Annotated in this window: 23 protein-coding genes; 6 read left to right on the forward strand and 17 right to left on the reverse strand. The window is 44.6% G+C overall.

The genetic code is table 11. The features are described from left to right. Positions 1–177 precede the first annotated feature (177 nt). Complete coding sequence (locus AB4407_RS19945) at positions 178–756, forward strand: LysM-like peptidoglycan-binding domain-containing protein (RefSeq protein WP_372121732.1); 579 nt, start codon at positions 178–180, stop codon at positions 754–756. Positions 757–816: 60 nt separating this feature from the next. On the opposite strand, the gene AB4407_RS19950 is transcribed toward AB4407_RS19945, so the two are convergent. The 10 genes from AB4407_RS19950 to AB4407_RS19995 form a co-directional block, all read right to left on the reverse strand. Next, positions 817–1,665 (reverse strand): DMT family transporter, encoded by an 849-nt coding sequence (locus AB4407_RS19950; RefSeq protein WP_372121733.1) that lies wholly within the window; start codon positions 1,663–1,665, stop codon positions 817–819. Continuing rightward, the gene (locus tag AB4407_RS19955) at positions 1,665–2,117 is read right to left on the reverse strand and encodes a GNAT family N-acetyltransferase (protein WP_372121734.1); all 453 of its coding nucleotides are present in this window, start codon (positions 2,115–2,117) and stop codon (positions 1,665–1,667) included. The genes AB4407_RS19950 and AB4407_RS19955 overlap by 1 nt, the downstream gene beginning before the upstream one ends. A 57-nt stretch (positions 2,118–2,174) precedes the next feature. Next, the gene (locus AB4407_RS19960; RefSeq protein ID WP_372121735.1) at positions 2,175–2,741 is read right to left on the reverse strand and encodes a Crp/Fnr family transcriptional regulator; all 567 of its coding nucleotides are present in this window, start codon (positions 2,739–2,741) and stop codon (positions 2,175–2,177) included. A 71-nt stretch (positions 2,742–2,812) separates the two neighbouring features. Continuing rightward, entirely contained in the window at positions 2,813–4,567 is a 1,755-nt protein-coding gene (locus tag AB4407_RS19965; RefSeq protein ID WP_372121736.1) for a lysophospholipid acyltransferase family protein, read from the reverse strand. Positions 4,568–4,579: 12 nt separating this feature from the next. Continuing rightward, the gene (locus AB4407_RS19970; protein ID WP_372121737.1) at positions 4,580–5,017 is read right to left on the reverse strand and encodes a YHS domain-containing (seleno)protein; all 438 of its coding nucleotides are present in this window, start codon (positions 5,015–5,017) and stop codon (positions 4,580–4,582) included. A gap of 12 nt (positions 5,018–5,029) precedes the next feature. Then, positions 5,030–5,779: an NRDE family protein gene (locus tag AB4407_RS19975; RefSeq protein ID WP_372121738.1), complete on the reverse strand. Its 750-nt coding sequence runs from the start codon at positions 5,777–5,779 to the stop codon at positions 5,030–5,032. A 2-nt stretch (positions 5,780–5,781) separates the two neighbouring features. Continuing rightward, entirely contained in the window at positions 5,782–6,324 is a 543-nt protein-coding gene (locus AB4407_RS19980; protein ID WP_372121739.1) for a hypothetical protein, read from the reverse strand. 19 nt (positions 6,325–6,343) lie between these two features. Further along, positions 6,344–7,477 carry a D-alanine--D-alanine ligase gene (locus tag AB4407_RS19985; RefSeq protein ID WP_372121740.1) on the reverse strand — a complete coding sequence of 378 codons (1,134 nt, stop codon included), beginning with the start codon at positions 7,475–7,477 and terminating at the stop codon, positions 6,344–6,346. Then, the gene (locus AB4407_RS19990; protein WP_372121741.1) at positions 7,474–8,061 is read right to left on the reverse strand and encodes a DedA family protein; all 588 of its coding nucleotides are present in this window, start codon (positions 8,059–8,061) and stop codon (positions 7,474–7,476) included. Before AB4407_RS19990 ends, AB4407_RS19985 begins: the two co-directional genes overlap by 4 nt. A 284-nt stretch (positions 8,062–8,345) precedes the next feature. After that, positions 8,346–10,322 carry a bifunctional 2',3'-cyclic-nucleotide 2'-phosphodiesterase/3'-nucleotidase gene (locus tag AB4407_RS19995; RefSeq protein ID WP_017096578.1) on the reverse strand — a complete coding sequence of 659 codons (1,977 nt, stop codon included), beginning with the start codon at positions 10,320–10,322 and terminating at the stop codon, positions 8,346–8,348. Between the two features lie 415 nt (positions 10,323–10,737). Here AB4407_RS19995 and cysD point away from each other — a divergent pair, with 415 nt between their 5' ends. From cysD to cysC, 4 genes are all read left to right on the forward strand, one after another. Further along, positions 10,738–11,682, forward strand: coding sequence for a sulfate adenylyltransferase subunit CysD (gene cysD / locus AB4407_RS20000; protein WP_372121748.1), 945 nt, complete (start codon positions 10,738–10,740; stop codon positions 11,680–11,682). A gap of 18 nt (positions 11,683–11,700) precedes the next feature. Then, the gene (gene cysN, locus AB4407_RS20005; RefSeq protein ID WP_017063719.1) at positions 11,701–13,131 is read left to right on the forward strand and encodes a sulfate adenylyltransferase subunit CysN; all 1,431 of its coding nucleotides are present in this window, start codon (positions 11,701–11,703) and stop codon (positions 13,129–13,131) included. A 65-nt stretch (positions 13,132–13,196) separates the two neighbouring features. Next, positions 13,197–14,921 carry an SLC13 family permease gene (locus AB4407_RS20010; RefSeq protein ID WP_372121742.1) on the forward strand — a complete coding sequence of 575 codons (1,725 nt, stop codon included), beginning with the start codon at positions 13,197–13,199 and terminating at the stop codon, positions 14,919–14,921. A 24-nt stretch (positions 14,922–14,945) separates the two neighbouring features. Continuing rightward, positions 14,946–15,566: an adenylyl-sulfate kinase gene (cysC, locus tag AB4407_RS20015; RefSeq protein ID WP_135382118.1), complete on the forward strand. Its 621-nt coding sequence runs from the start codon at positions 14,946–14,948 to the stop codon at positions 15,564–15,566. 97 nt (positions 15,567–15,663) lie between these two features. Here cysC and AB4407_RS20020 read toward each other — a convergent pair whose 3' ends face one another. From AB4407_RS20020 to AB4407_RS20050, 7 genes are all read right to left on the reverse strand, one after another. Further along, positions 15,664–16,572 (reverse strand): TIGR03899 family protein, encoded by a 909-nt coding sequence (locus AB4407_RS20020; protein WP_372121743.1) that lies wholly within the window; start codon positions 16,570–16,572, stop codon positions 15,664–15,666. Positions 16,573–16,923: 351 nt separating this feature from the next. Next, positions 16,924–17,439, reverse strand: coding sequence for a DUF3299 domain-containing protein (locus AB4407_RS20025; protein ID WP_004735277.1), 516 nt, complete (start codon positions 17,437–17,439; stop codon positions 16,924–16,926). 14 nt (positions 17,440–17,453) lie between these two features. Continuing rightward, positions 17,454–18,713: an ABC transporter permease gene (locus tag AB4407_RS20030; RefSeq protein WP_372121744.1), complete on the reverse strand. Its 1,260-nt coding sequence runs from the start codon at positions 18,711–18,713 to the stop codon at positions 17,454–17,456. Further along, positions 18,710–19,426, reverse strand: a complete 717-nt coding sequence (locus tag AB4407_RS20035; RefSeq protein WP_017103585.1) for an ABC transporter ATP-binding protein — start codon at positions 19,424–19,426, stop codon at positions 18,710–18,712. The genes AB4407_RS20030 and AB4407_RS20035 overlap by 4 nt, the downstream gene beginning before the upstream one ends. A 139-nt stretch (positions 19,427–19,565) precedes the next feature. Continuing rightward, positions 19,566–20,342, reverse strand: a complete 777-nt coding sequence (locus tag AB4407_RS20040; protein ID WP_372121745.1) for a DUF2796 domain-containing protein — start codon at positions 20,340–20,342, stop codon at positions 19,566–19,568. A 41-nt stretch (positions 20,343–20,383) separates the two neighbouring features. After that, positions 20,384–20,674, reverse strand: a complete 291-nt coding sequence (locus AB4407_RS20045) for a DUF2607 family protein (RefSeq protein ID WP_372121746.1) — start codon at positions 20,672–20,674, stop codon at positions 20,384–20,386. Positions 20,675–20,764: 90 nt separating this feature from the next. Next, positions 20,765–21,316: a YtfJ family protein gene (locus tag AB4407_RS20050; protein ID WP_372121747.1), complete on the reverse strand. Its 552-nt coding sequence runs from the start codon at positions 21,314–21,316 to the stop codon at positions 20,765–20,767. Positions 21,317–21,575: 259 nt separating this feature from the next. On the opposite strand from AB4407_RS20050, the gene AB4407_RS20055 reads away from it, so the two are divergent. Next, positions 21,576–21,776 carry a DUF1107 family protein gene (locus tag AB4407_RS20055; protein ID WP_086048665.1) on the forward strand — a complete coding sequence of 67 codons (201 nt, stop codon included), beginning with the start codon at positions 21,576–21,578 and terminating at the stop codon, positions 21,774–21,776. Positions 21,777–21,863: the final 87 nt, after the last annotated feature.

A 21,863-nucleotide genomic window follows, 5' to 3' on the forward strand; every position in this document is an offset into this window, starting at 1 on the left:
GAATACCAGTATTAGCAGCCTGAATAAACGGCTAGCCTTGGATCACTTACGCTTTAAGGTGTCCAAATCACAGCTATGTCAATTTTCTTGCTTTAGTCCCTGTTGTGACGGAAAGATCTATACTGTTGGTACTTTGGTTTTTATACTGTAGTTATTCAATGTATAGGACGCAGTGGCATGAATCGTCGTCAAAAGAAAAAACAGAAAGTTGACCACTTAGCAGAATTCAAGGATCGACTGAATCAGGTCAAACAGAAATTGAGCTCGATCGATGTAAAGAAAATGAAAGCCTCGACAGTACAGACTTGGGGTTCATTACCGAAATTACACCAAAGACTGTTGATGGTGATTTCGCCGATCGTACTAATATTACTTTTTGTGCCGTTATCAGAACCTAACTTAGATGTAGCCCCAACAACATCGCGCGTCGAGCTTGAGATAAACACCGTTGGCTTAAGCGAACAGAAAAATGCTAAAAGTAATTCTTCAGAGTCAACCAGTTGGCAAGAGTACCTTGTTAAGCAAGGCGATACGTTAGCTCAAGTGTTCCGAAATAATGATCTACCGCTGTCTGATCTTAACGCCTTGGTTCGTATTGAAGGTGTAGATAAGCCGCTTAGTCAGATTCGTAAAGGTCAGCTAGTTCGATTCAAACTTGCTGAGACTGGGCAACTAGATATTCTTCAGCTTGAGAAAGGCGATACTTCTGTGATGTTTTTCCGTTTGTCTGACGGCGGTTTTGGGCGCAGCAAATAGATATAACGTAGAGCCCTGAGCTATACGCTTTAGTCGACATAGATAGACAATAGAAAAGAGCTAACTGTTAGCTCTTTTTTTTGGTCGCTTCAAAGGGGCGAGTGGCAAGATGATCAGCATGATACCGATAAAGGTTAATGTATCTGGGATCTCATCGAACCATATTGCACCGATCAACGCTACAAACACTAAGCCTGAGTATTCAGCCAAAGCAATTTGACTAGAGTGTGCTTTTTGGTAGGCAGCGACCGCAAGTCCGTTGTAGCTTAAGATTAGCGTCGCACTTAATGCTATGTATCCCAAATGCTCCCCAGACACTGGTTGCCAGTATAACAAGCTCAGTACTAATGAAGCTGGAATAGAGCATAACGTTGTCCACCACAGCGTAGTAACTACCGTTTGCTCACTAGGAAGCTTTCTTACCAATACATTGAATAGTGCGAGGGTGAGTGCTGTACCTAAAGCAAACAGTGCTGCCCAATGAAATTGTGATGGCCTTAAGACAATCAATGCACCAATAAAACCGATAGTGGTGGCGATAACCTTGGCAAGTGCCGGTTGCTCTTTCAGTAGAAACATAGATAGAGGTAACATCAACAGGGGCGCGACGTAAAATACTGCGTTGGCGGTAGCCAAAGATAGATGGGTAATTGCGACGACCATGCATCCACTGCCAATTAATATCAGCTGTCCGCGTATGATGGTCACTTTGGATTGTTGTAAGCGTCGTTGTTCCTTTTTCTGCTGCAACCACAATGGGGTAATGATCAGCAGAGAGAGCAACTGTCGGAAGAAAATATATTGAAGAGGCGGTACTTCACTATTCAATAGTTTTACTGCTACGTCGGAAAGCGAGGCAAACAGGTTACCAGCGATCAGTAGTAGGATACCGACAGTAATATTCGACATTACTTCTCTAATCTCATATCGACGTGTGGAATATCATCTTCCAGATAGATCTCAGAGATTGTCTTGAATCCATGACTTTCATAGAAGCTTTCTAGGTGCTCTTGCGCACCAATATCGATAGTCTTGCTAGGCCAAAGAACCTCACAGCGTGTTAACGCTTCTTTTATCAATTGATGGCCTAAACCATCACCTCTTGCCGATTGCTTGGTTGCAACTCGGCCGATGCTTGTGTTGTCGTAAGAGGTACCGGGAGGTAACAATCGTGCACACGCTACCAACTCTTCATCAGAATAGCCAAGCAAGTGTTCAACACCTGCGAGTGTATCTTTACCATCGAGCTCTGGATAAGGACAAGTCTGCTCAACGACAAATACATCGACTCGTAATTTAAGCAGTTGATAAAGCTGTTGTGTTGAAAGTTCAGAGAAAGGAATTGAGTGCCAAGTGATCATGCTTACATCCAGAGATTATCGATGCTCTGAATGTACTATGCGTGATGATTGTTGGCATTAACTATTGTTAATTCGACTTTTAATTCTGCTCAGACTGATCGCAGTTATTCCTAGGTAAGCGGCCATTTGATTGTCGTTCAAGCGCTGCTCTAGGTCGGGATAGTGTTCGCAGAAAAGCTGATAGCGTTGCTCTGGAGTATAGAGCAGCATAAAGCGTTCTTTGTTTTCCTTATGCATCAGTTGTGTTTCTAACAGCTTTAAATACAAAGGGTTATTTGATGCGCGCCACTCGATGACTGCATTCATTGGTAGCTCTAACATTGTAATGGGCGTCAGTGTTTCTAATAGGTAAGGGGAAGCTTGGTTTTTTATCAGACTCTCAAAGCCGATGATCCAATCTTGTTCCCAGTAGAACTCTTTGCTGTATTGCTTACCGTCATCAGTGAGGTAGCAAGCATGGCACAAACCTTCCAGTACGAAGTAGATTGAGCTTGCCATCTCACCTTGGTTAATAAGGATGTGTCTGGTCGGTAGCTCAAGTGGCTTGGCTACAGCGACTAGAGATTCAATCTGACTTTCAGAGAAGTCGAAGCTTTGCAGTTGTTTGATAAAAGAGGTGTGCATGAAAATAACCTAACCCAAATAAGTGCCGAAATCATCGCACTTATTTGAGTGTAGGTACAGAGGGGGCGAAATCAGCGTCGTGCGTGTTGCTCTAGGTAATCTTGAGCAAGTTCTCGACCCATGTACTTACCTAAGGTTTTCAATGGCACTTTCTTAAGGTTCACGACAATCAATCCATCCAAGGCATCATTAAATGATGGGTCGACGTTAAAGCAAACCAGCTTCCCGTTCATCCCTAGATATTGGCGCAATAATACCGGTAACCCTTTTCCTTGTTCCATACGGGCTAGCACTTTAGAAAGCAGGGGCACACTCGCCAGTGACGATAATAGATGATTCTGCCAGAACACATGACTACTGGTATTGAGCGGTGATGAAGGGGAAACCAGATTGGCCTTTTCCTCATCGTAGTGGTGAATCGATAAGGTTGTTGCTATCAACAGGCGCGCATTGTGGCTGTAATCGTTACTGATGCTGACTGGGCCGAATAGATGGGTATATTGAGGATGAAGGTACACAAAGGCTGCGATGCCTTTCCATAATAGTAACAGTGAGTTAAGGCTCTTTTGATAAGGCTTGCTTACTACAGAACGCCCAAGCTCGATACTGTTGTCTAAGGTATCGATGAATTCTTGATTGTAGTTAAACAGGCTACGAGAGTAGAGCTTATCAAGCCCGTGCTCAGCGATGAGCTTGTCGACCATACCGAGTCGATATGCACCGACTAATTCAGTCTTGGCTTTGTTCCACACAAACAGCTGATGATAGTAAAGGTCATACTCATCCAAATCACAGGCAAGCCCGCTGCCTTCACCGACTTCACGGAAGCTCTCTTCTCTGACTCGGCCAATCTCACGCATTAAATTGGGGATCGACTGGCTTGGTGTGCAGTAGACTTCGAAGTCACCTTGTTCGAGCAGTTTCATCTCTTCAGGAAGTGAGCCTACCTCAATTGCCAATACTTCGGGTGATATTGGCGCTATCACTTGGCCATCGAAAGAGGGTGCGTGTATTGGCGTGTTAGGGCTATCTTGTTGACTCATTAGGTAAGTGTTGAGTCGTAGATAGTTGACGATATCCATTTCTTTTTCAAACGATTTTATCTCTGAATACGGAATCGATGAGCCAATCGAGATAGAGATAGTTGTCGCTTGTTTATTAAGAAGTTCACGACCGAGTAGAGCGGTTCTCAACAGTGGATGCACACGACCCGCTTGATAGAAAAGCTCACTATTTTTGCCATTGATAAAGATAGGAACCGTAGTGGCTTGATGACGTTTGACGAATTTCGCGACCGATTTGCTCCATTCGATATCTGTCAGTGTTTTTGCCCCTTTACGATAGCTTGATACTTCCCCTGCAGGGAACACGATCAACAGCCCGCCATCGGCTAGGTGACGATTGGCATCACGAATGGCTTTGGCGTTGGTGCGTTTCGATTCTTTACTGTTAAAGACATCGACCCCGATGAAAAGATCGTCCAGTTCAGGCAGTCGCTTGAGCAGTTCATTCGCTAACACCTTTACATCCTTCCTTACCGATCCTACGAGATCAGCCAGGATCACACCTTCAATTGCACCAAGTGGGTGGTTCGCCACAATCACGACTGGCCCTTCTTCCGGGATGTTTTCCGTGCTTCCCGATGCCACCGAGTAGTCGATATTGAGTGCCGATAGGGTGTAATTCATGAATTCGAAGCTAGATAACTCGTTTTGTCGATCTTGATAGAGTCGGTCTAGCTTAGATAGCCCAGTTGCCCACTCGACAACAGACTCACCTAAACCAAAAGGCGTGTAACGTGGTAAACGAAAAGGACTATCAATCATAATGAAGCTACCTTATTTGATCAGTTGTGGCCAAACGGTGTCGGCTTTTTGAATATGCATTGCTCGGTCTTGTTCCCAACGCTGTTTAATTTCTTGGTCGTAGTTGAGGTAAAGCTTGTTATCAACAATTGTCCATTGATTAGGGTCACCGGGTGCAAAGTCACTTTTTGCTGAAACAGCCCAAGCGCAATAGCCACCATATTGAGGTGCATATTTTTCAGGATTATTAACAAATAAAGTCAGATTCTTTTCAGAAGAGAAATACCAGTCCGCGCCTTTGTACTCTGTGCTGAATTTTTTACTGCCTTCAATGGGCTTACCTGAAGTGAAATAAGCCACAGTGTCGTAGCCATCGAGCGCCTTGCTGCTAAAGAATCCGGTGTAGATTTCATCAGCGGCAAATACGTAAGGGCTAACAAGTAGCATGACCATGGTGATTAGTTTTCTCATGATGGACTCCATCTATAAATTGATTGCGGGTGATAAATCGAAGGTAAAACGCTGTTGATTTATCTGACATGATTTAATAGGTTCACAAGGCGAGCCGGGTGCGTAAAACATAGAGGCTTGACCGTGTAGATTGCGTAAGTGTGTAAAGCTCACGGTGTGCGCGTCTTCACGATGCATACATGTCGCTAAATGAGGCTGCTCGCTGTGATGGTGAGAGTGAAACTGAAGTAAGTTCTGTTGATTCTTACCTGTTGCCATAAGCTGATCGTATTTTGCTTGTCGGTAGGCTTGCACTCGCTCTAAATCAACACCGGATGAGAACAGCGGCGAATCGGTTTCCACTATTTTTTGTTGGATGCCATCCCACATGTAGGCGATAACCAAACCATGGTGTTGAGTTAAGTTCGGCGCGAAAGCCAGTAAGGTAAATGGGGCAAAAGAGTGCAGATCGAGCTTATGAAATGCTTCAGAGAGCTGACTTATGTTACGACTCGATGATAGATTTTTGAGGAGCAAACCACGGCTGACTAAAGATCCAACAGGGACTATGCCTTGATAGTTATTGAGTAGGCATAGTGAAAGCCCGAACTCATTGATACTGATCCAGCTACCACCGCCAGTTGGGTCGAGTGGCATGATGATATCGACGCCGTTAACTCGATATTGTTTAGGTGGCATCGCCAGTGCCCGTGTCTTTTGTTCATCACGATTAAAAAAGACCTGATAGCCATTGTCTTCAAGCAGCCAAGATACTGAACACATGATTATTGCTCCCTCAAATAGCTGCTGGTGGTTGGGGCATAGCCAAAGGTGTTGCATGTTTCGACATCAAGAAAGGTCGTGATCACTTTGATCATCGCGTAATGATGATTGGCATGCAGCGCGGCAAAGGTGACTTCTCTTTCTAGCGTAGAAGGCAGGCTGGCGAACACTTGTGTATCCATTGAAACTTCGGTTTGGATCATGATAGGCGCTTCGAGATCTCTACGGTCTAATCGTTCAAGCCAGTTGATCACGTAATGGATCTCTTTCAACGCAATCGACCTGTCGAATTCGACGGGGTGACCACGACGACGAGTGTTGTAATCAACGGTCGCATTCTCTTTTAAAATCAGAGCGTGAAAAAGATCGAGCGTGTGACGAGTATGCTCACCAATAGAACTTGTGACGTGCGGCTTTGCTCGTGTCAGATAGTCGCTGTCAGATATGGCTAACAAAAACTCTAAACCCTGATTCAATATCTCTACCGCTCCTTTGATACTAGGAGAGAAAGAATTGAGGGCGCTCGGTTGGGCTATGGGGTTCATTCATGATCCTCGTACAAAGTTAATCGGTGGTCGGATATTGTTGAACAAGACGTCGCTCTTCTTGCCACGCGGTAAATAGGCTCTTAAAGGAAGGAGGCTGGTGGCCTCGCTGTTTTTGCTGAGCGCCAATATCAAAAAGAATGCGGTATTGCAGGAGTAGCGTCGAAAATATCTCTCGCAGCGGTGTGTTGCGATCCCAGATGTGCCCGGCCTCACTGCTTGCGCCATTGACCTCAAGGATAGTGAAGTCCTCGCCGTTCATTAGGCTGTGTATGTCCTTGAATTTGACGTCGAGTCGTCCAAAGTGAAAACCATCGAAGTCGTCGAATATCTCATCTAAGCGTTCGGTCAAAGCTTGAGTGATGTATTGATTGCCATCTCGGAAGATACAGCCACGGCTATGGCTACCTGCGAACGCAAGTTGGAACTCTTCGCCCTCTGCGAGCACTTGATCCAATTTATCTTCATGTCTCGGTAGATACAGGTGACTAAGCTGCCCGGCACGCGGGCTATTTTCAATTAACTGCTTGAGTGTCGAGCTGCCATCACCCGTCACCATTGGTGCGTACTTGAGTGTGATCGAGATGATCTCGCCTTGCTTTTTATTTGGGTAGCGAACATAGAAAACACCCGCCTCGGCTTGATAAGGCGCCTTTTCTTGCAATAGAAAGCGAGCATTATTTGGGAAAGACTCAACATACTGCTCAAGTTGATCTTGTGTGTTGAGCAGCTTAACGCCAACACCTCGACAGCCAAGATCCGGTTTAGCCACAATCGGGAAATCGAGATCCGATTGTATGAGTGCGCTGCGCGCATCTTCGGCTTGTTTCTTACTGCTAAGATCCGTTTTGGTTAAGGTGATAAACGGAGAGATCCAACGCTGACTCGATGATCCAGCAAGGCTCAGTATCTCGTGTTTTGATTCGCCTACCATGCCGCTTAACTTAATACTCGGGTTGGCGATGAGCGGCAGCGCCCAGTCAAAGTGCCGTAACCCTTGCATCAGGCTTTGAATCACCACTGGCGTGTAGAAGAACCAAGTTGGAAGAAACTCATAAGGAGAGACACTGCGCACGGTATCTTTTTCAAGCAAGGGCATGCCTGCATTGATTTGATGTGCTGGAATGATGCGAATATCTTGCGGTGAACTCATGATAATCCTCTAGAGTAGGTTCTATTCATTAATCGATTACCGATAAACAGCAAAGCGATGGCACACGGGATGATGATCCATTGATATTCAGAGGCTTGCAGCCACGCTGATGTCCCTAAATAGTAGATGGCAGAGAAGACAATGCCAGTCCAGATCGCAGTGGCACTAATAACGGCAAACAAGAAAGTAGGCAGTGGAATTGCGAAAAAGCCACTTAAGGTAAAACCGACGGTACGAAGCCCGGGAATAAAGCGGATGACAAAAAGACTGCTGAAAGCGTTTTGACGTAATTTAGTGCGAAGTGCACGAAAGTATCGATTGGTGAGGGCTTTGTAACGGACGCCTCGAAAGTAACTTCCTGATTTACCTAGGTAATAGAGGCCGAGATCACCGGTGGCAATACCGATGAAAATGGCAAGCAACGCATATTGAGGAGGTATGAGTCCTTGAGTAGCTAAACCTGCGGCCGTAACGATTGCCAGATCTTCAAGCAGGTAAGAAAGCGCGATAATGCCAAGCATCAGCCATAGCAGCGATTCCTCTCCCGTATTTAACCATGCTTGAATGCTCTCGACGGTGCTCATCAAATGTCCTTATCTATCCTATAGATGAATGGCTTAATGACCATTCATTGAGTGTAGTAAATTAAATAGACAGGAGGAGCGGAGAAAAACTTACAGGCGATTGCTGCTTTTTTATATGTGATTGATTTTATTGGCGGTTTGAGTCGCGCTTTTTGGGTATTGAATTAGCGGGCGTTTACGGTGAGAAAAGTAGGGCTGTGGATTTGGTTTATAAATAACAAAAGAAAAAGGCTGAATCGTTAAACTCAGCCTTTTTGAACGTTAACTATGGATTACAGGGTAATCTATTTAGTTAGGTCAATCTGGTAAACAGCAAAACCAACATCGTCAGTCGCAACACGTTTCATCGGGTATTGACCCTTTTCTTTGATGAACTCTGCCGCTTTGTCGCTTGGAGATGTTTCAAAGCGGATATCTAGCTTTTTATCCGTTTTGATTGGCGCAAATGACCAGTTGTTATCAGCCGTTGGGCTCACTTGACCTTGCTCTTTGCTCACTCGAGAGATGTAGTTCGCTAGAACAGTACGGTTCTCATCTGGTGCATCAAATGCGATGAAGTCTTCACCCGTACCTGGGAACTTATTGCTGTATGCTCGGTAGTTGTTGGTTGCGATCAGGAAGTCTTGCTTCACGTCGATTGGCTTACCTTGGTAAGTTAGACCTACGATACGCTCAGAGCCTTCATTAATAACTTTACAGTTACCATCGTATTTTGCAGGTTGTGTAACATCGATTTGGTACTCAACGCCATCGATGACATCAAAGTTGTAAGTGCGGAAGCCGTCCCATTCAACCAACTGCTGTGGTGCGGTCGAATTAACATCTATTTGTTGGAATTGACCAGCAGAACACTCAAGCCACTCTTTTACTTCGTGGCCTGTTACCTTCATTGCAACTAGCGTGTTCGGGTAAAGGTATAAGTCAGCCGCGTTACGGAATGTCAGTTGACCAGATTCAACTTCAGTGAAGTTCGCTGGGTCATTCTTACGGCCGCCTGCTTTGAATGGTGCTGCTGCTGAAAGTACAGGTGTGCCATCTAAGTCTGGATCACCTTGGATGAACTGCTCAACGTAATCTTTTTGCGCAAGGTTCACGATTTGAACAGTTGGATCGTCTTGTACTAGAGACAAGAAGCTGTACATCACATCGTCTGCTTTACCAATCGGTTGGTTAACAAACTCACGAGTACCTGCGTGGTCTTTTTCTAGTGCAGAAACGATGCCTTCATCAGCAGCAGCAAGAGATTTCTTTTCTACCTTGTCGTAGATTGGGCGTGCTTCTGATTGGCCTTTAACGACTTCCCACTTACCGTCTTTTTGTGCAAGTGTTAGATCCATAACACCAACGTGGCTACCCCAGCGGCCTGGCATTACTGCCGCAACGCCGTTCATTGTGCCCGTTTCGTTGTTGATGCCTTGAATGTCATCAAAACCTTTTCCTGGGAATACTGCGTGAGAGTGACCAAATGCGATTGCATCAATGCCATCTACTTCAGATAGGTAGAACGTTGAGTTCTCTTCGCCATTTTTGTACGGGTCAGTTGATACGCCTGAGTGAGGGATAGCAACGATAACTTCTGCGCCTTCCGCTTTCATTTGAGGCACTAACTCGTTAGCTGTCTCAATGATATCGCGAGCGATCACTTTGCCTTCAAGGTTCTTCTTATCCCACGTCATGATTTGCGGTGGAACAAAACCGATGTAACCCACTTTTACTTCATGTTCTACGCCAGCAGTATCTTCAAAGGTGTGCGTCTTGATGATGTAAGGCGTGAAGTAGTGTTCTTTGGTTTCTGCGTCGTAAACATTAGCACTGATGTACGGGAAATCAGCGTCGTTAATAGATTCTTCTAGGAACTCAAGACCGTAGTTGAATTCGTGGTTACCTAGGTTTGCAGCGTCGTAGCTTAGTTGGTTCATTGCTTTATATGCAGGGTGAACTTCGCCAGCCTCGATGCCTTTGTCTGCCATGTAGTCACCCATTGGGCTACCTTGCAGCAAGTCACCGTTATCAACCAATACGCTGTTGGTTACTTCGCTTTGAGCTTCTTTTACTAGAGTTGCAGTACGTGCTAAGCCGATTTTTTTCGACGGCTTGTCTTTGTAGTAGTCGTAATCCATTAGGTTGGTATGGATATCCGTCGTTTCTACGACACGTAATTTAATCACTTCATCGGTATCTGGTGTTGTTGTGCAGCCTGCTAAAGTCAGACCAAGACCAGCAAGTACAGCCAATGACAAAGGTTTCATTGCAACTTTCATTTTGGAGCTCCAAAGTGGATTAGTAGAAAATTCGTTGCGTAATGTAACAAAATGGAATGAAACAATGATTACAACGAATGTTAATTCGTGACTTAGATCGATTACTTTATAGTGTTCTGCAAGGCGCCTCCCAAAGTTGCTCAATCGATGCGCAACTGATATCGATAATATTAGCCCATTCATTTCACCTATTTATCGATGAATCTCATCCCTTATCAGCTTTTCGAATAAAAAATGAAATTTTAGAATTTCCAGTAATATGAGAGGCTCGTCATAATGCCTATATCAAGGACGTATCAGGCAGATGAATAGCAAGGATAGCTCAAAACGAAGCTTCTGTTTTCTTCTAGTGCCAATACTCCCATTCACTCAAGTGGATGAGTTAAATCCCTTGCTTGGCACGACCAAGTAATGAATTGCTCGTACTACGAGCCTTAAAGGAAGCACTGAAATGGACCAAGAACGTTTAACCCACCTAAAACAGCTTGAAGCGGAAAGTATTCATATTATCCGTGAAGTTGCTGCTGAGTTTGATAACCCAGTGATGATGTATTCCATCGGTAAAGATTCTTCTGTGATGCTTCATTTAGCTCGCAAAGCGTTTTATCCAGGCAAGATTCCATTCCCACTATTGCACGTGGATACGGATTGGAAATTTCGCGAGATGATTGAGTTTCGTGATCGTACGGCTAAAAAGTACGGCTTTGACCTTTTAGTACATAAGAACCCAGAAGGTATTGAGATGGGGTGTAGCCCATTCGTACATGGCTCTTCTAAGCACACTGACATCATGAAAACTCAAGGCCTTAAGCAGGCGTTAAACAAGTACGGGTTCGATGCCGCTTTTGGTGGTGCGCGTCGTGATGAAGAAAAATCTCGAGCAAAAGAGCGTGTTTATTCTTTCCGCGATAAGAACCATACATGGGATCCAAAAAACCAGCGTCCAGAGCTTTGGCACACCTACAACGGTCAGGTTAATAAGGGCGAAAGCATTCGTGTCTTCCCACTATCTAACTGGACTGAGCTTGATATCTGGCAATACATCTACCTAGAGAGCATCGATATTGTTCCGCTTTACCTATCTGATAAACGTCCTGTGGTTGAGCGTGATGGCATGCTGATCATGGTTGATGATGACCGTATGGAACTGCAAGAAGGTGAAGTGATTGAAGAGAAAAGCGTTCGCTTCCGTACTTTGGGATGTTACCCACTAACCGGAGCCGTTGAATCTGAGGCGAATACGCTAACAGGCATTATTGAAGAGATGCTGGTGGCGACGTCCAGTGAGCGTCAAGGTCGAGCGATTGACCATGATCAGTCGGGCTCTATGGAGCTGAAAAAGCGCCAAGGTTATTTCTAAGAATCTAAGGAAAGAAAAATGAATAGTGCAGTAGAAGCCGAATTGGCTGAACTAGGGATTGAAGGTTATCTAAGTCAGCATCAGCATAAATCTATGCTTAGATTTTTAACTTGTGGCTCGGTAGATGACGGTAAAAGTACGCTAATCGGTCGCTTACTCCATGATACAAAACAGATTTATGAAGATCAGCTAGCAGCGGTTCACTCGGATAGCCAACGAGTGGGTACCACAGGTGAGAAACCTGACTTGGCATTGCTTGTTGATGGCTTGCAGGCTGAGCGTGAGCAAGGGATTACGATCGATGTGGCTTATCGCTACTTCTCGACTCAAAAGCGTAAATTCATTATTGCTGATACCCCTGGGCATGAGCAGTACACGCGTAATATGGCAACAGGCGCTTCAACGTGTGATCTGGCTGTGATCTTGATTGATGCTCGTAAGGGTGTACTGGATCAAACGCGTCGTCACTCGTTTATTTCTAACTTGCTTGGTTTGAAGCATTTCATCGTTGCAGTCAACAAAATGGATCTCGTCGAGTACTCGCAAGATCGTTTTGAGGAGATTCGCGATCAGTACCTAGAGTTTGCTGAAAACCTAGAGGGCGAAACTAACATTCAAATTTTGCCAGTTTCGGCACTTGAAGGCATTAACGTTGCTGCGCCAAGCAAAGAGCTTGCATGGTTCGAAGGTCCGTCTCTATTAGAAGTGTTAGAGAACGTAGACATTGACCAAAAACGCTCTGCGGGTGAATTCCGTTTCCCTGTGCAGTATGTGAATCGTCCGAACTTAGATTTCCGTGGCTTTGCAGGCACAGTGGCCTCTGGCCGTGTCAGTGTAGGTGACGAAATCAAAGCACTGCCGTCAGGCAAAACGTCTAAGGTTGCACGTATCGTGACCTTTGATGGTGATTTGGAATCTGCACAAGCGGGCTTGGCGGTAACGCTGACCCTTGAAGATGAGATCGACATCAGCCGTGGTGATTTGATTGTGCTGGAAAACGCGCAAATTGAATCTACTAACCATGTATTGGCTGACATCGTGTGGATGACAGAACAACCACTGCAACCGGGTAAAGCTTACGACATCAAGATCGCAGGCAAGAAAACTGTCGGTCAAGTTGAAACCGTTCGTCACCAGTATGACATCAACAACCTGTCGACTCACGCTGTTGATGAGTTGCCACTTAATGGCATTGGTTTGTGTGAATGGTCACTGAACGAGACTGTCGCGCTGGATAAATACCGTGAGAGTGCCGATACCGGTGGCTTCATCGTTATCGACCGTCTAACTAACGTGACGGTTGGCGCAGGTTTGATTCGAGACCGTTTGGACTCTGTTGAACAGCAAGTGGGTAACTTCTCTGCATTTGAACTTGAGTTCAACGCATTGGTTCGCAAGCATTTCCCTCATTGGGATGCCAAAGATTTAAGCCAACTACTGAAGTCATAAACGACTAAGTAACAGCTTATTGAATCAGGCGGAAACCGATCGTTTCCGCCATAAAGGACGGGTATATGTGGCAACAAGGATTTGTATTAGCGATTTTGCTCGGCATTATTACTTGCCTGCTCGTTACCCGTATTAAGCCAAGCTTTATTTTTGCTGGTGCGGCGTTTATTGCTTTTATGGCTGGTATGATCGACTTGTCGAGCTTAGCCAATAATTTCACTAACTCCTCATTACTGACTTTAATTCTTCTGATCCTCGCATCAAGTGCGTTGGAGAAAACTCGCTTAATCAGCTGGGTTAGCCGCAATATCTCTGAAGGTAGGCTAGGTACTGTGGTTGCGAAGTTAGGTATTTCCACAGCGTTACTTTCTTCTTTTACTAATAATACGGCAGTAGTTGTCTCTTTGATCGGAGCGATCAAACGTAATCAACAGCATGCGCCATCTAAGTTACTTATTCCTTTGTCATACGCTGCTATTCTTGGTGGAACACTGACATTGATCGGTACCTCAACCAACTTGATCATCAATAGCTTTGTTGAAGATGCCGGACTGCCAAGCTTAAACTTTTTTACACCCACTTTGATCGGTTTAGCTGTTTTAGTCGGCGGTGTGTTGATCCTTATCCCTCTGAGTTACTTCTTACCAAGCTACGATGATGGTTCCCAAGATGATCTGCCTTACTTTCTAGAAGCGAGAGTTGAGCCCGGCTCACCGTTAGTCGGCCGCAGCGTAAGTGAAAATAACCTCCGAGCATTGAGAAAACTGTTCTTAGCGGAAGTGATTCGCGACGGTAAAACCACGGCTTCGATTGACCCTGATTTTATTCTTCAAGCTCGTGACCGATTGCTGTTTTGTGGTGATGTCGAGAGCGTGGCGACACTGCAAGAAATCCAAGGACTGACTCTGTTTGGTCAGCATCATCTTAACGGTCAGAGCTTCGTTGAAGTTGTGGTGAGTTCATCGGCAAGCTTTTGTAACAAAACACTGAAAACCAGCCAGTTTAGAGACCGTTTCGATGCAGTTGTGGTTGCTATTCGTCGTGGTCATGAACGCCTTGAAGGTGGGTTAGGGAATATCACATTGACCGCTGGTGATACCTTGATTTTGGTTCCCGGTAAACGCTTTGAAGAACAGCGCCAACAACACAATAAAGAGTTTGTGTTGATGAATGACTTAGATTCGAGTGCCAAGCTTGATACCGATAAATCGACGTTTGTGTTGCTCGGCTTTGCTAGCGTAATTGGCCTCGCTCTTGTTGATGTAGTACCTATTATCAAAGGCTTAGCTGGTTTCTTACTATTGCTGGTGGCATTTGGCGTGGTACAACTTGGTGAACTTCGTCGCCGTTTTCCGGTTGATATTGTGGTGATCGTGGGCTCTGCGCTGTCTATTGCTCAACTGATGATTTCATCAGGACTATCTGAGCGCATGGGGTTGATGTTCATGGAGGCCTTTAATGGTTGGGGAGTGTTCGGCGCGTTAGTTGCGACTTACTTTATGACTTTGGTTCTGACTGAGCTTGTTACCAATAATGCGGCTGCAGCACTCTCATTTCCTATTGGTTACAGCATGGCGGTAGGCTATGGCGTCGATCCCATGCCGTTTATCATGGCGGTACTATTTGGTGCCAGTGCTAGTTTCATCTCTCCATACGGCTACCAAACCAACTTACTAGTTTATAGCGTAGGTAATTACCATCTTACGGATTACCTGCGTATTGGTATTCCAATCTCGATTGTTTATTCGGGTTTGGTATTGACCCTAATTCCTTATTTTTTCCCATTTTAATGCTGTTTATTTAAAGGACTAATTATGACCGCAGTACTCAAACCAAAAGATGAGAATGTTGTGTGGCATCAACACTCGATTGATAAAACATTTCGCGCGGATCTGAAATCACAAAAGCCAGCTGTGCTCTGGTTCACGGGGTTGTCTGGTTCTGGTAAATCGACAGTCGCTGGCGCATTAGAAAATCGCTTGGCACAGCTTGGTTACCATACTTACTTATTGGATGGCGACAATGTCCGTCATGGATTATGTAGTGACCTTGGCTTTTCTGAGCAAGACCGTAGAGAGAATATCCGTCGTATTGGTGAACTCGCTAAATTGATGGCGGATGCGGGCTTGATCGTCTTGTCAGCGTTTATTTCCCCACATCAAGCTGAAAGACAGTTGGTGCGAGACTTATTGCCGGAAGGTGAGTTTCTTGAGGTATTTGTAAACACACCACTTGAGGTGTGTGAGCAGCGAGACCCGAAAGGTCTGTATAAAAAAGCACGCGCTGGAGAAATCCCGAACTTTACTGGTATTAGTTCAGTGTACGAAGCGCCTAAGCATCCTGAGATAGATCTTCCTGCGGGCGAAAAGACACTCGATGAACTGGTCGAATTGTGTATTGATGCTTTAGAGAAGCGTAATATTTTATCCAATTGAGATCGCTGGTATGACTAAGGCTGCTCAGTTATTTATCTGTTTATTGCCAACGGATAAATAGAGCAACCTTGGTTTACCGAGACAAGAAACCTATCCTCTAGATGGTGTAGTTCACACTGCTTTTCACTTCTGTCTGCACCGTGAATTTTTGGCTCAATAGCGCAATCAATTGGTCGTAATACTGCATGTTGGGTTTGTTGCCAAGCAAGGTACACAGTTCGTTGCCTGTTGGGCTGAATCGGTAGTACACCAGCTTCACCCCTTTTGATAACGGTGCTAGTGACATACCTTTACCTTGATAGGTTAGGTGCAGAGCTGGATCGAAATCAATTTCCCCTGATTCCAACTCTGTGCCGAGAATAATCCCGAGTTCAATCAAATGGAGCAAGCTAGAGTAGGGAAGGTTGTGTCCACCAAGGTTGATGGTGTTGGTGGTGTCTCTTTTACCAAAGCTGAACAGTCCAGCATGGGATTTAAATCCAAGTAATAGCTTTCTGCTGTTATCACTACCAAAACTGCAGCCTAATGAAGCTGCTCTTTGCAGGGTGAGCGCTTCTTTTGGTGTCATGTCTTTTAAGATCTGCAGCGCTTTCATCGACGTCGAGCCTGGGTTGGTGACTTCTCGTTTCAGTACTTGAGCCCATAGCCTCTGCATCGATGTATTGTGGATCTCTTGTGCCATATCGAAGAAACGGTATAGCCAGTCCTGATCCGGGTCGCCCGCCGCTTCATCCTTACATGAAGAGTGCGCCAACTTTAGAATCTGTTCTAGGTTCTTTTGGCGAAGCTCTCTACGTTTTTTCTCTCGCAATAGTGCCCGTTCGATAAGGGTACTCTCAGCTTTATCGTTTGGCTTTGCACTATGACTAATTAAGGAATCGAGGCCGAAGCTTTGTGCGATGTGCCGCATTCTGCTTGCACTGTCGGCAATATGAGGCTTTTTCTCATGCTTTTGCTGTGTATCGCTAGCATGCTCAATGATCACTGGCTGTTTGGTTTCTGACATAAGAGTACCCTAAGGAAACGACTTAACTATCTAAAATGTAACTCTTTATCTTATTGGTGGCTAGATTTTGCGTGCAGAGTTGAAGGTTTCAACAAAATTTTACTTTTGCTAATGATAATAAAATGTTAAATTTGTTGTAATTCTCAAGGAGGAGTTATGAATCAAGTCAATGATAACAAGCTGAAGAAACAGCTTAGTATAGGGTTATTACTCGCTACTTATGTCGCTGTTCTAGCGTACTTATCTAATTACATCGCATAATTTAGAATAAAATCATCGTTATTAAACTGTTATTGAATGATCTCACTCGTTCAGTGACGGCAGCTCATCCTTGAGCCACCCTTCTAATGACTACATGTCGTCATATTCTTCAATCGCAGTACCTTCAATAAGATAACCGGTTTGAGCTAAGTCGTGGCTTATTGACTCGGTTTTTAGTGTACCTACTAAATAAATCACATCCCATAGCTGCTGTATTGGTGCACCTTTAGGGAACTTCACGTAGATGATTTGGTTCGGCGGCGGTGGCGGTACGTGGATACATGCGCCAAAGTACGGTACTAACAGAAACTCAGTGATCATGTTCTCATCGCCTTCCAATGGAATCACAAAGCCAGGAATCTTGACTGTGCTGCCATTCAGCTCTGGGCGAACAGCGCCAAGTGTCGATTGTTGAGGTTTGTCCATACTGTCGTGGTTAACCATCGGCATGCCAAATGAGTCGAGTTGTGCTCGCTCTGACTCTGGAATCAAGTCAATCCAATCGAGTGTTAATACCGATTCGTCAGTCTGAGTGGTTTCAGCGTGAGCTGTGCTGATAAATGGGAACATAAGTAACCCAAGTATCAGTAGGAATTTGCGTTGCATCATAGGTTCCTATTTTAGATTCGAATAGTCATGCCATCAGACAATGACTGACGGTAAGCTCTGAAAGCGGGAATAAAGCCAATAATGATTCCGGCAACTTGCACCAACATAAGCAGTTTCCACTCATGAGGTGTGATTGCGGATATCGATATGTTGATACCATAACTTTGTTGCACAATAGGAGCAACTACTGCGATTAGCGCAAACAACACGGCAACACCCAATGTGATACCGAGGAAGGTTAGGGCACTTGCTTCACTGATCAGTAAACCAAACACATGGCGAGGTCTTGCGCCCATTGCACGCAGGATGGCCATCTCGCGACGCCTTTCTTGTAAACTAGTGAGTAGGCTACTGAGCATGCCCAATAAACCGGCGACAACAACAAATCCTGAAACAATTAACAATGCTTGTTCTGCTACAGCCATCATTCCCCACAATTCGTGAAGGGCAATGCCCGGCATAATGGCGCTCAACGGTTCTTGACGGTAGTTATTGATTTCTCTTTGCAGTGCGAAGGTTTGGATCTTCGAATTCAGCCCGAGCATCATTGCGGTAATCTGCTTCGGTTGGAAATCAAAAGTCTTTAAGGTTTCGGCATCCGGTGTGTGTCCTAGGTTAGCACCTGACTCCCAGCCAACATGAATCGCTTCAATAGCCTCTAACGAAACATGCACGGTCTTGTCTACCGGCGTTCCTGTTGGTGCAAGTATTCCTACAATCTTGAAGGGCAGATTATCGTGACGACTGAAGGCGACATCACTGATACCGTGCGCCAGAATGATGTGATCGCCAATCTTGTAATCTAACTTCTTCGCGACATCGGCACCAATCACGACATCAAATAGCTGATTGAACTCTTTGCCTTGTTGAAAAGTAAGTGGTTGCTTACTTCCATAGCGATACTTCTCGAAGTAACTATGGTTTGTACCCATAACACGGAAGCCTTTATGTGAATCTCCCAATGAGATGGGTATCGCCCACTTTACAGCATTATGCTGGCTAAATTCTTGATAGCTTTTCCAGTCGATATTGTTGGTTGCATTACCAATCCTAAATACCGAATAAAGCAGTAGGTTTACCTGACCAGAGCGGCCACCAACAATAAGGTCTGTTCCTGAAATCGTATTGGCAAAACTGCTTTTTGCTTCGGTTCTTACACGTTCAACACCGAGTAATAGAATCACTGACACTGCCACGGTGAGAATCGTCAGAATAGCGGTGGCTTTACGGTTGAGTACGCTTTTTAGGGCTAAGTGAGTAATTACTTTCATACGACAACCTTAGCTTGGTTAACGGTTTTTAAATCTATGGTTCGAGTGAACAGTTTTTCTAATGTTGGATCGTGACTGACAAATATCAGAGTAGACCCGGCTTGATTTGCTTGCTCTAGTAACAATTCGATGAAGGCTTCTCGGTTGTCATGATCCAGAGCCGAGGTTGGCTCGTCGGCAATAATGATTTTCGGTTGGCCGATCAAAGCACGAGCGGCAGCAACACGTTGTTGTTGACCAATGCTCAATTCGGTAACAGGCTTGTCCATTAGAGCTTGAGGTAGCTTTAATCGTAGTAATAATTCTTGAGCGGTTGCTTGCAGGCTGTTCTGACTTTCAGCAACTTGCTGCTTGCGAATCTTTGAAAACTGGCAAGGAAGCGTCACATTGTCGATCACTGACAAATAAGGAAGCAGATTAAATTGTTGGAATATATAGCCAATATGATCGGCTCTGAACTTGTCCCTCTGACGAGGTGTTAGCTGTGTGAGGTCTTGGCCAAGGATAGATACTTCGCCTTGTTCAGCTTGGTTGATTCCGGTCAGTAACCCTAACAATGTTGATTTCCCACAACCACTAGGCCCTTTGATGAAAAGGTGCTCTTGGGCTTGGATATGCAGTGAGGGGATCTCTAGCGTTGGGGGTAATTCAGGCTTCCAACGAAAGCTGATATTTTCGAGTTTGACCACAAGTGATGAACTGTCAAAAGACATATTAGCTCCAATGATTAAAGCGGTGTATTTACTGGACAGCTATTAGAAAAATAAATTCCCAGAACACACCGATTTGCACAACCAAGTAAGTGACTACTTACTTGGCTGCGTATCTACGTTTAATTCAATCTAATACGGATTAGAATCGAAAACTAATACGATCTGCGTTAAGCACTTCTTGAATTTGAGCGCTGTCAGTTAGAAGGTTTACCGTCATTGATTTTGTGTTGCTGAACTTAGAGAACCATTGAGTGCTCACGGTATCTAGCTTCGCAATATCTGAACATTGGTAATGGTACTCGACAGTGAATTCGCCGTGCCCACCTTCTGAATGGTCGTGGCCTTCATGGTCATCATGATCGTGTTCTGCATGGTCATGGCCTTTGTGGTCATCATGGTCGTGTTCTGCGTGATCATGGCCTTTGTGGTCGTCATGATCGTGTTCTGCATGGTCATGGCCTTTGTGGTCGTCATGATCGTGTTCAGCGTGGTCATGGCCTTTGTGGTCATCATGGTCGTGTTCAGCGTGGTCATGGCCTTTGTGGTCGTCATGATCGTGCTCAGCGTGGTCATGGCCTTCATGGTCATCATGATCGCCTTCCAAGGTGTTCGTCACCGACTTGAACTTCAGAGTACAGCTTGCATTTTTGAAACCAAATAGCTCATCTGGCTTGTTTAATTGCGCAATCGCTTGTTCAAATACTTTCTTTTGCTCAGCAGTTTCTGGAGCATGTTCAAAGCCAACCACATCAGCGCCGGGAGCTGTTACTTCAACAAGTAGTTCTTGCCCATCTTGAGCGATGTTCACCTCAACTTTACCGTGCACGTGTGCTTCGTGAGAGCGGAATTCTTCGTTAGCTAGAACATTAGTAGAGACAGTCATACCGATAACAACGGCTAGAATAGTAGGTTTCATGTTTTTTTCCTGAATAAAGGTTAATTAAAAAGTAGTGGTAATTAAGAAATCTTTACAGGAGGTGAACGTGCTAAATAAGCTAAATACAGGCGCTGTAACGAAATGACTGACTCTGTGATAGCGACAGTAAATTCCGAATGGAACTCTGGGATCTGTGGAAGTGAATGCGCCGTTATGAACTGATTTATCGAAAACAGCTCACAATGATGTGAAGAGTGATGATGTGGGTCGATATCCACAATATGTGTCGCTGCCAACACGCTCAACATGAGCATCAGCCCAAGCAAGAAGCCTGTTTTACGTTTCACATTATTAGGTGTGTTTTTCCACATCAGGATGCTTAACCACAGAATTAAAAAAGGATACTGTTATAATATAACAATATCCTTTGGTCAGGTCTCGAAAAAGACGCGAATATCTTATTAAAGGCTCGCTTTAATCAACTCAATAACTTGAGTAACTTCTGAGTCGTTTAATGCCCCTTCTTTAATAAACAATATTTTACCTTGCTTGTCTTGAACGATAATCGCTGAGCTCTCTTCTTTTAAAGCCCATGATGACGCTACGATTCCGTCTTCATCTAGCACCATAGAAGACCATGGAAATTCTTCTTTGCTACTTTCTGCTGACGATTTAACAAAAGATCCAGTTCCCCAAATCGCATCATCTTGGTTGATGATGGTGGTGGTTTGGTAGCTGTCTTCTGAGAATTTCGATGCTGTAATTGCTGCCATTAGTGGTGCGTTGAGCTCTTTTGAGCTGCTACGGCCAGCGATAGCTTGAACGACGCGAACTTTACCTAGGAGATTGCTGGTTGCCCAAGCTTGATATCCGGTATTGCCGTCGTTTAGAACGATTTCACCATAGTTGCTAACATCGACAGCAGGCAGAGTTTCACCTACAGATAAGTTGTGAGCATTGGCGAAAAATGGAGAGGCTGCGGCTAAAAAAGCCAGTAGAGTTTTGTTTTTCATTATATTTTTGTTCCGCTTATTGGTTTGCACTGGAAGTATAATATGAATTTTGAAAAATGCCTCTTTAACTCTTTAACTCTTTATCGTACGGCGTAGAAATAAGTTGCAGGCTTGTTACCAAAAGGTATAATGCATCAATATCGAGATGAACAATAGATTATCTTGCTGTTTGCTAAAGGAATTAGCGATTTTATGTGTTTTGAATACGGTGGCATTCAGGCGCGTGACTGTAGTACTCAAATGGAATTGAGGTTGTATTATGTTAAGAAATTTTTCTACTTACCGTCCACATCAGGTGGCGCGTTTCGTTAAAGTCCTGTTCAAAGGCCAGTTTGCTATTGAGGGTATCGGAGAGTTTCGCTTCGACCAAGGCAAGGTGCTTCTCCCTGAAGTTTCAGATAAACAAAAGCTCACTATTTTTAAAGAAGTTAACGGCACCATTGCTGCTTTGCCGGTCTAACTGACTTTTATTGAGTTGAATTGCTTCACATAGATTAACATTAAAAAAGGGTTTCCTAATGGAAGCCCTTTTTTAAGGTTCATCGCG

It is taken from the genome of Vibrio sp. 10N.261.46.E11, assembly GCF_041472735.1.
In the GTDB taxonomy this organism is placed as follows: Bacteria; Pseudomonadota; Gammaproteobacteria; order Enterobacterales; family Vibrionaceae; genus Vibrio.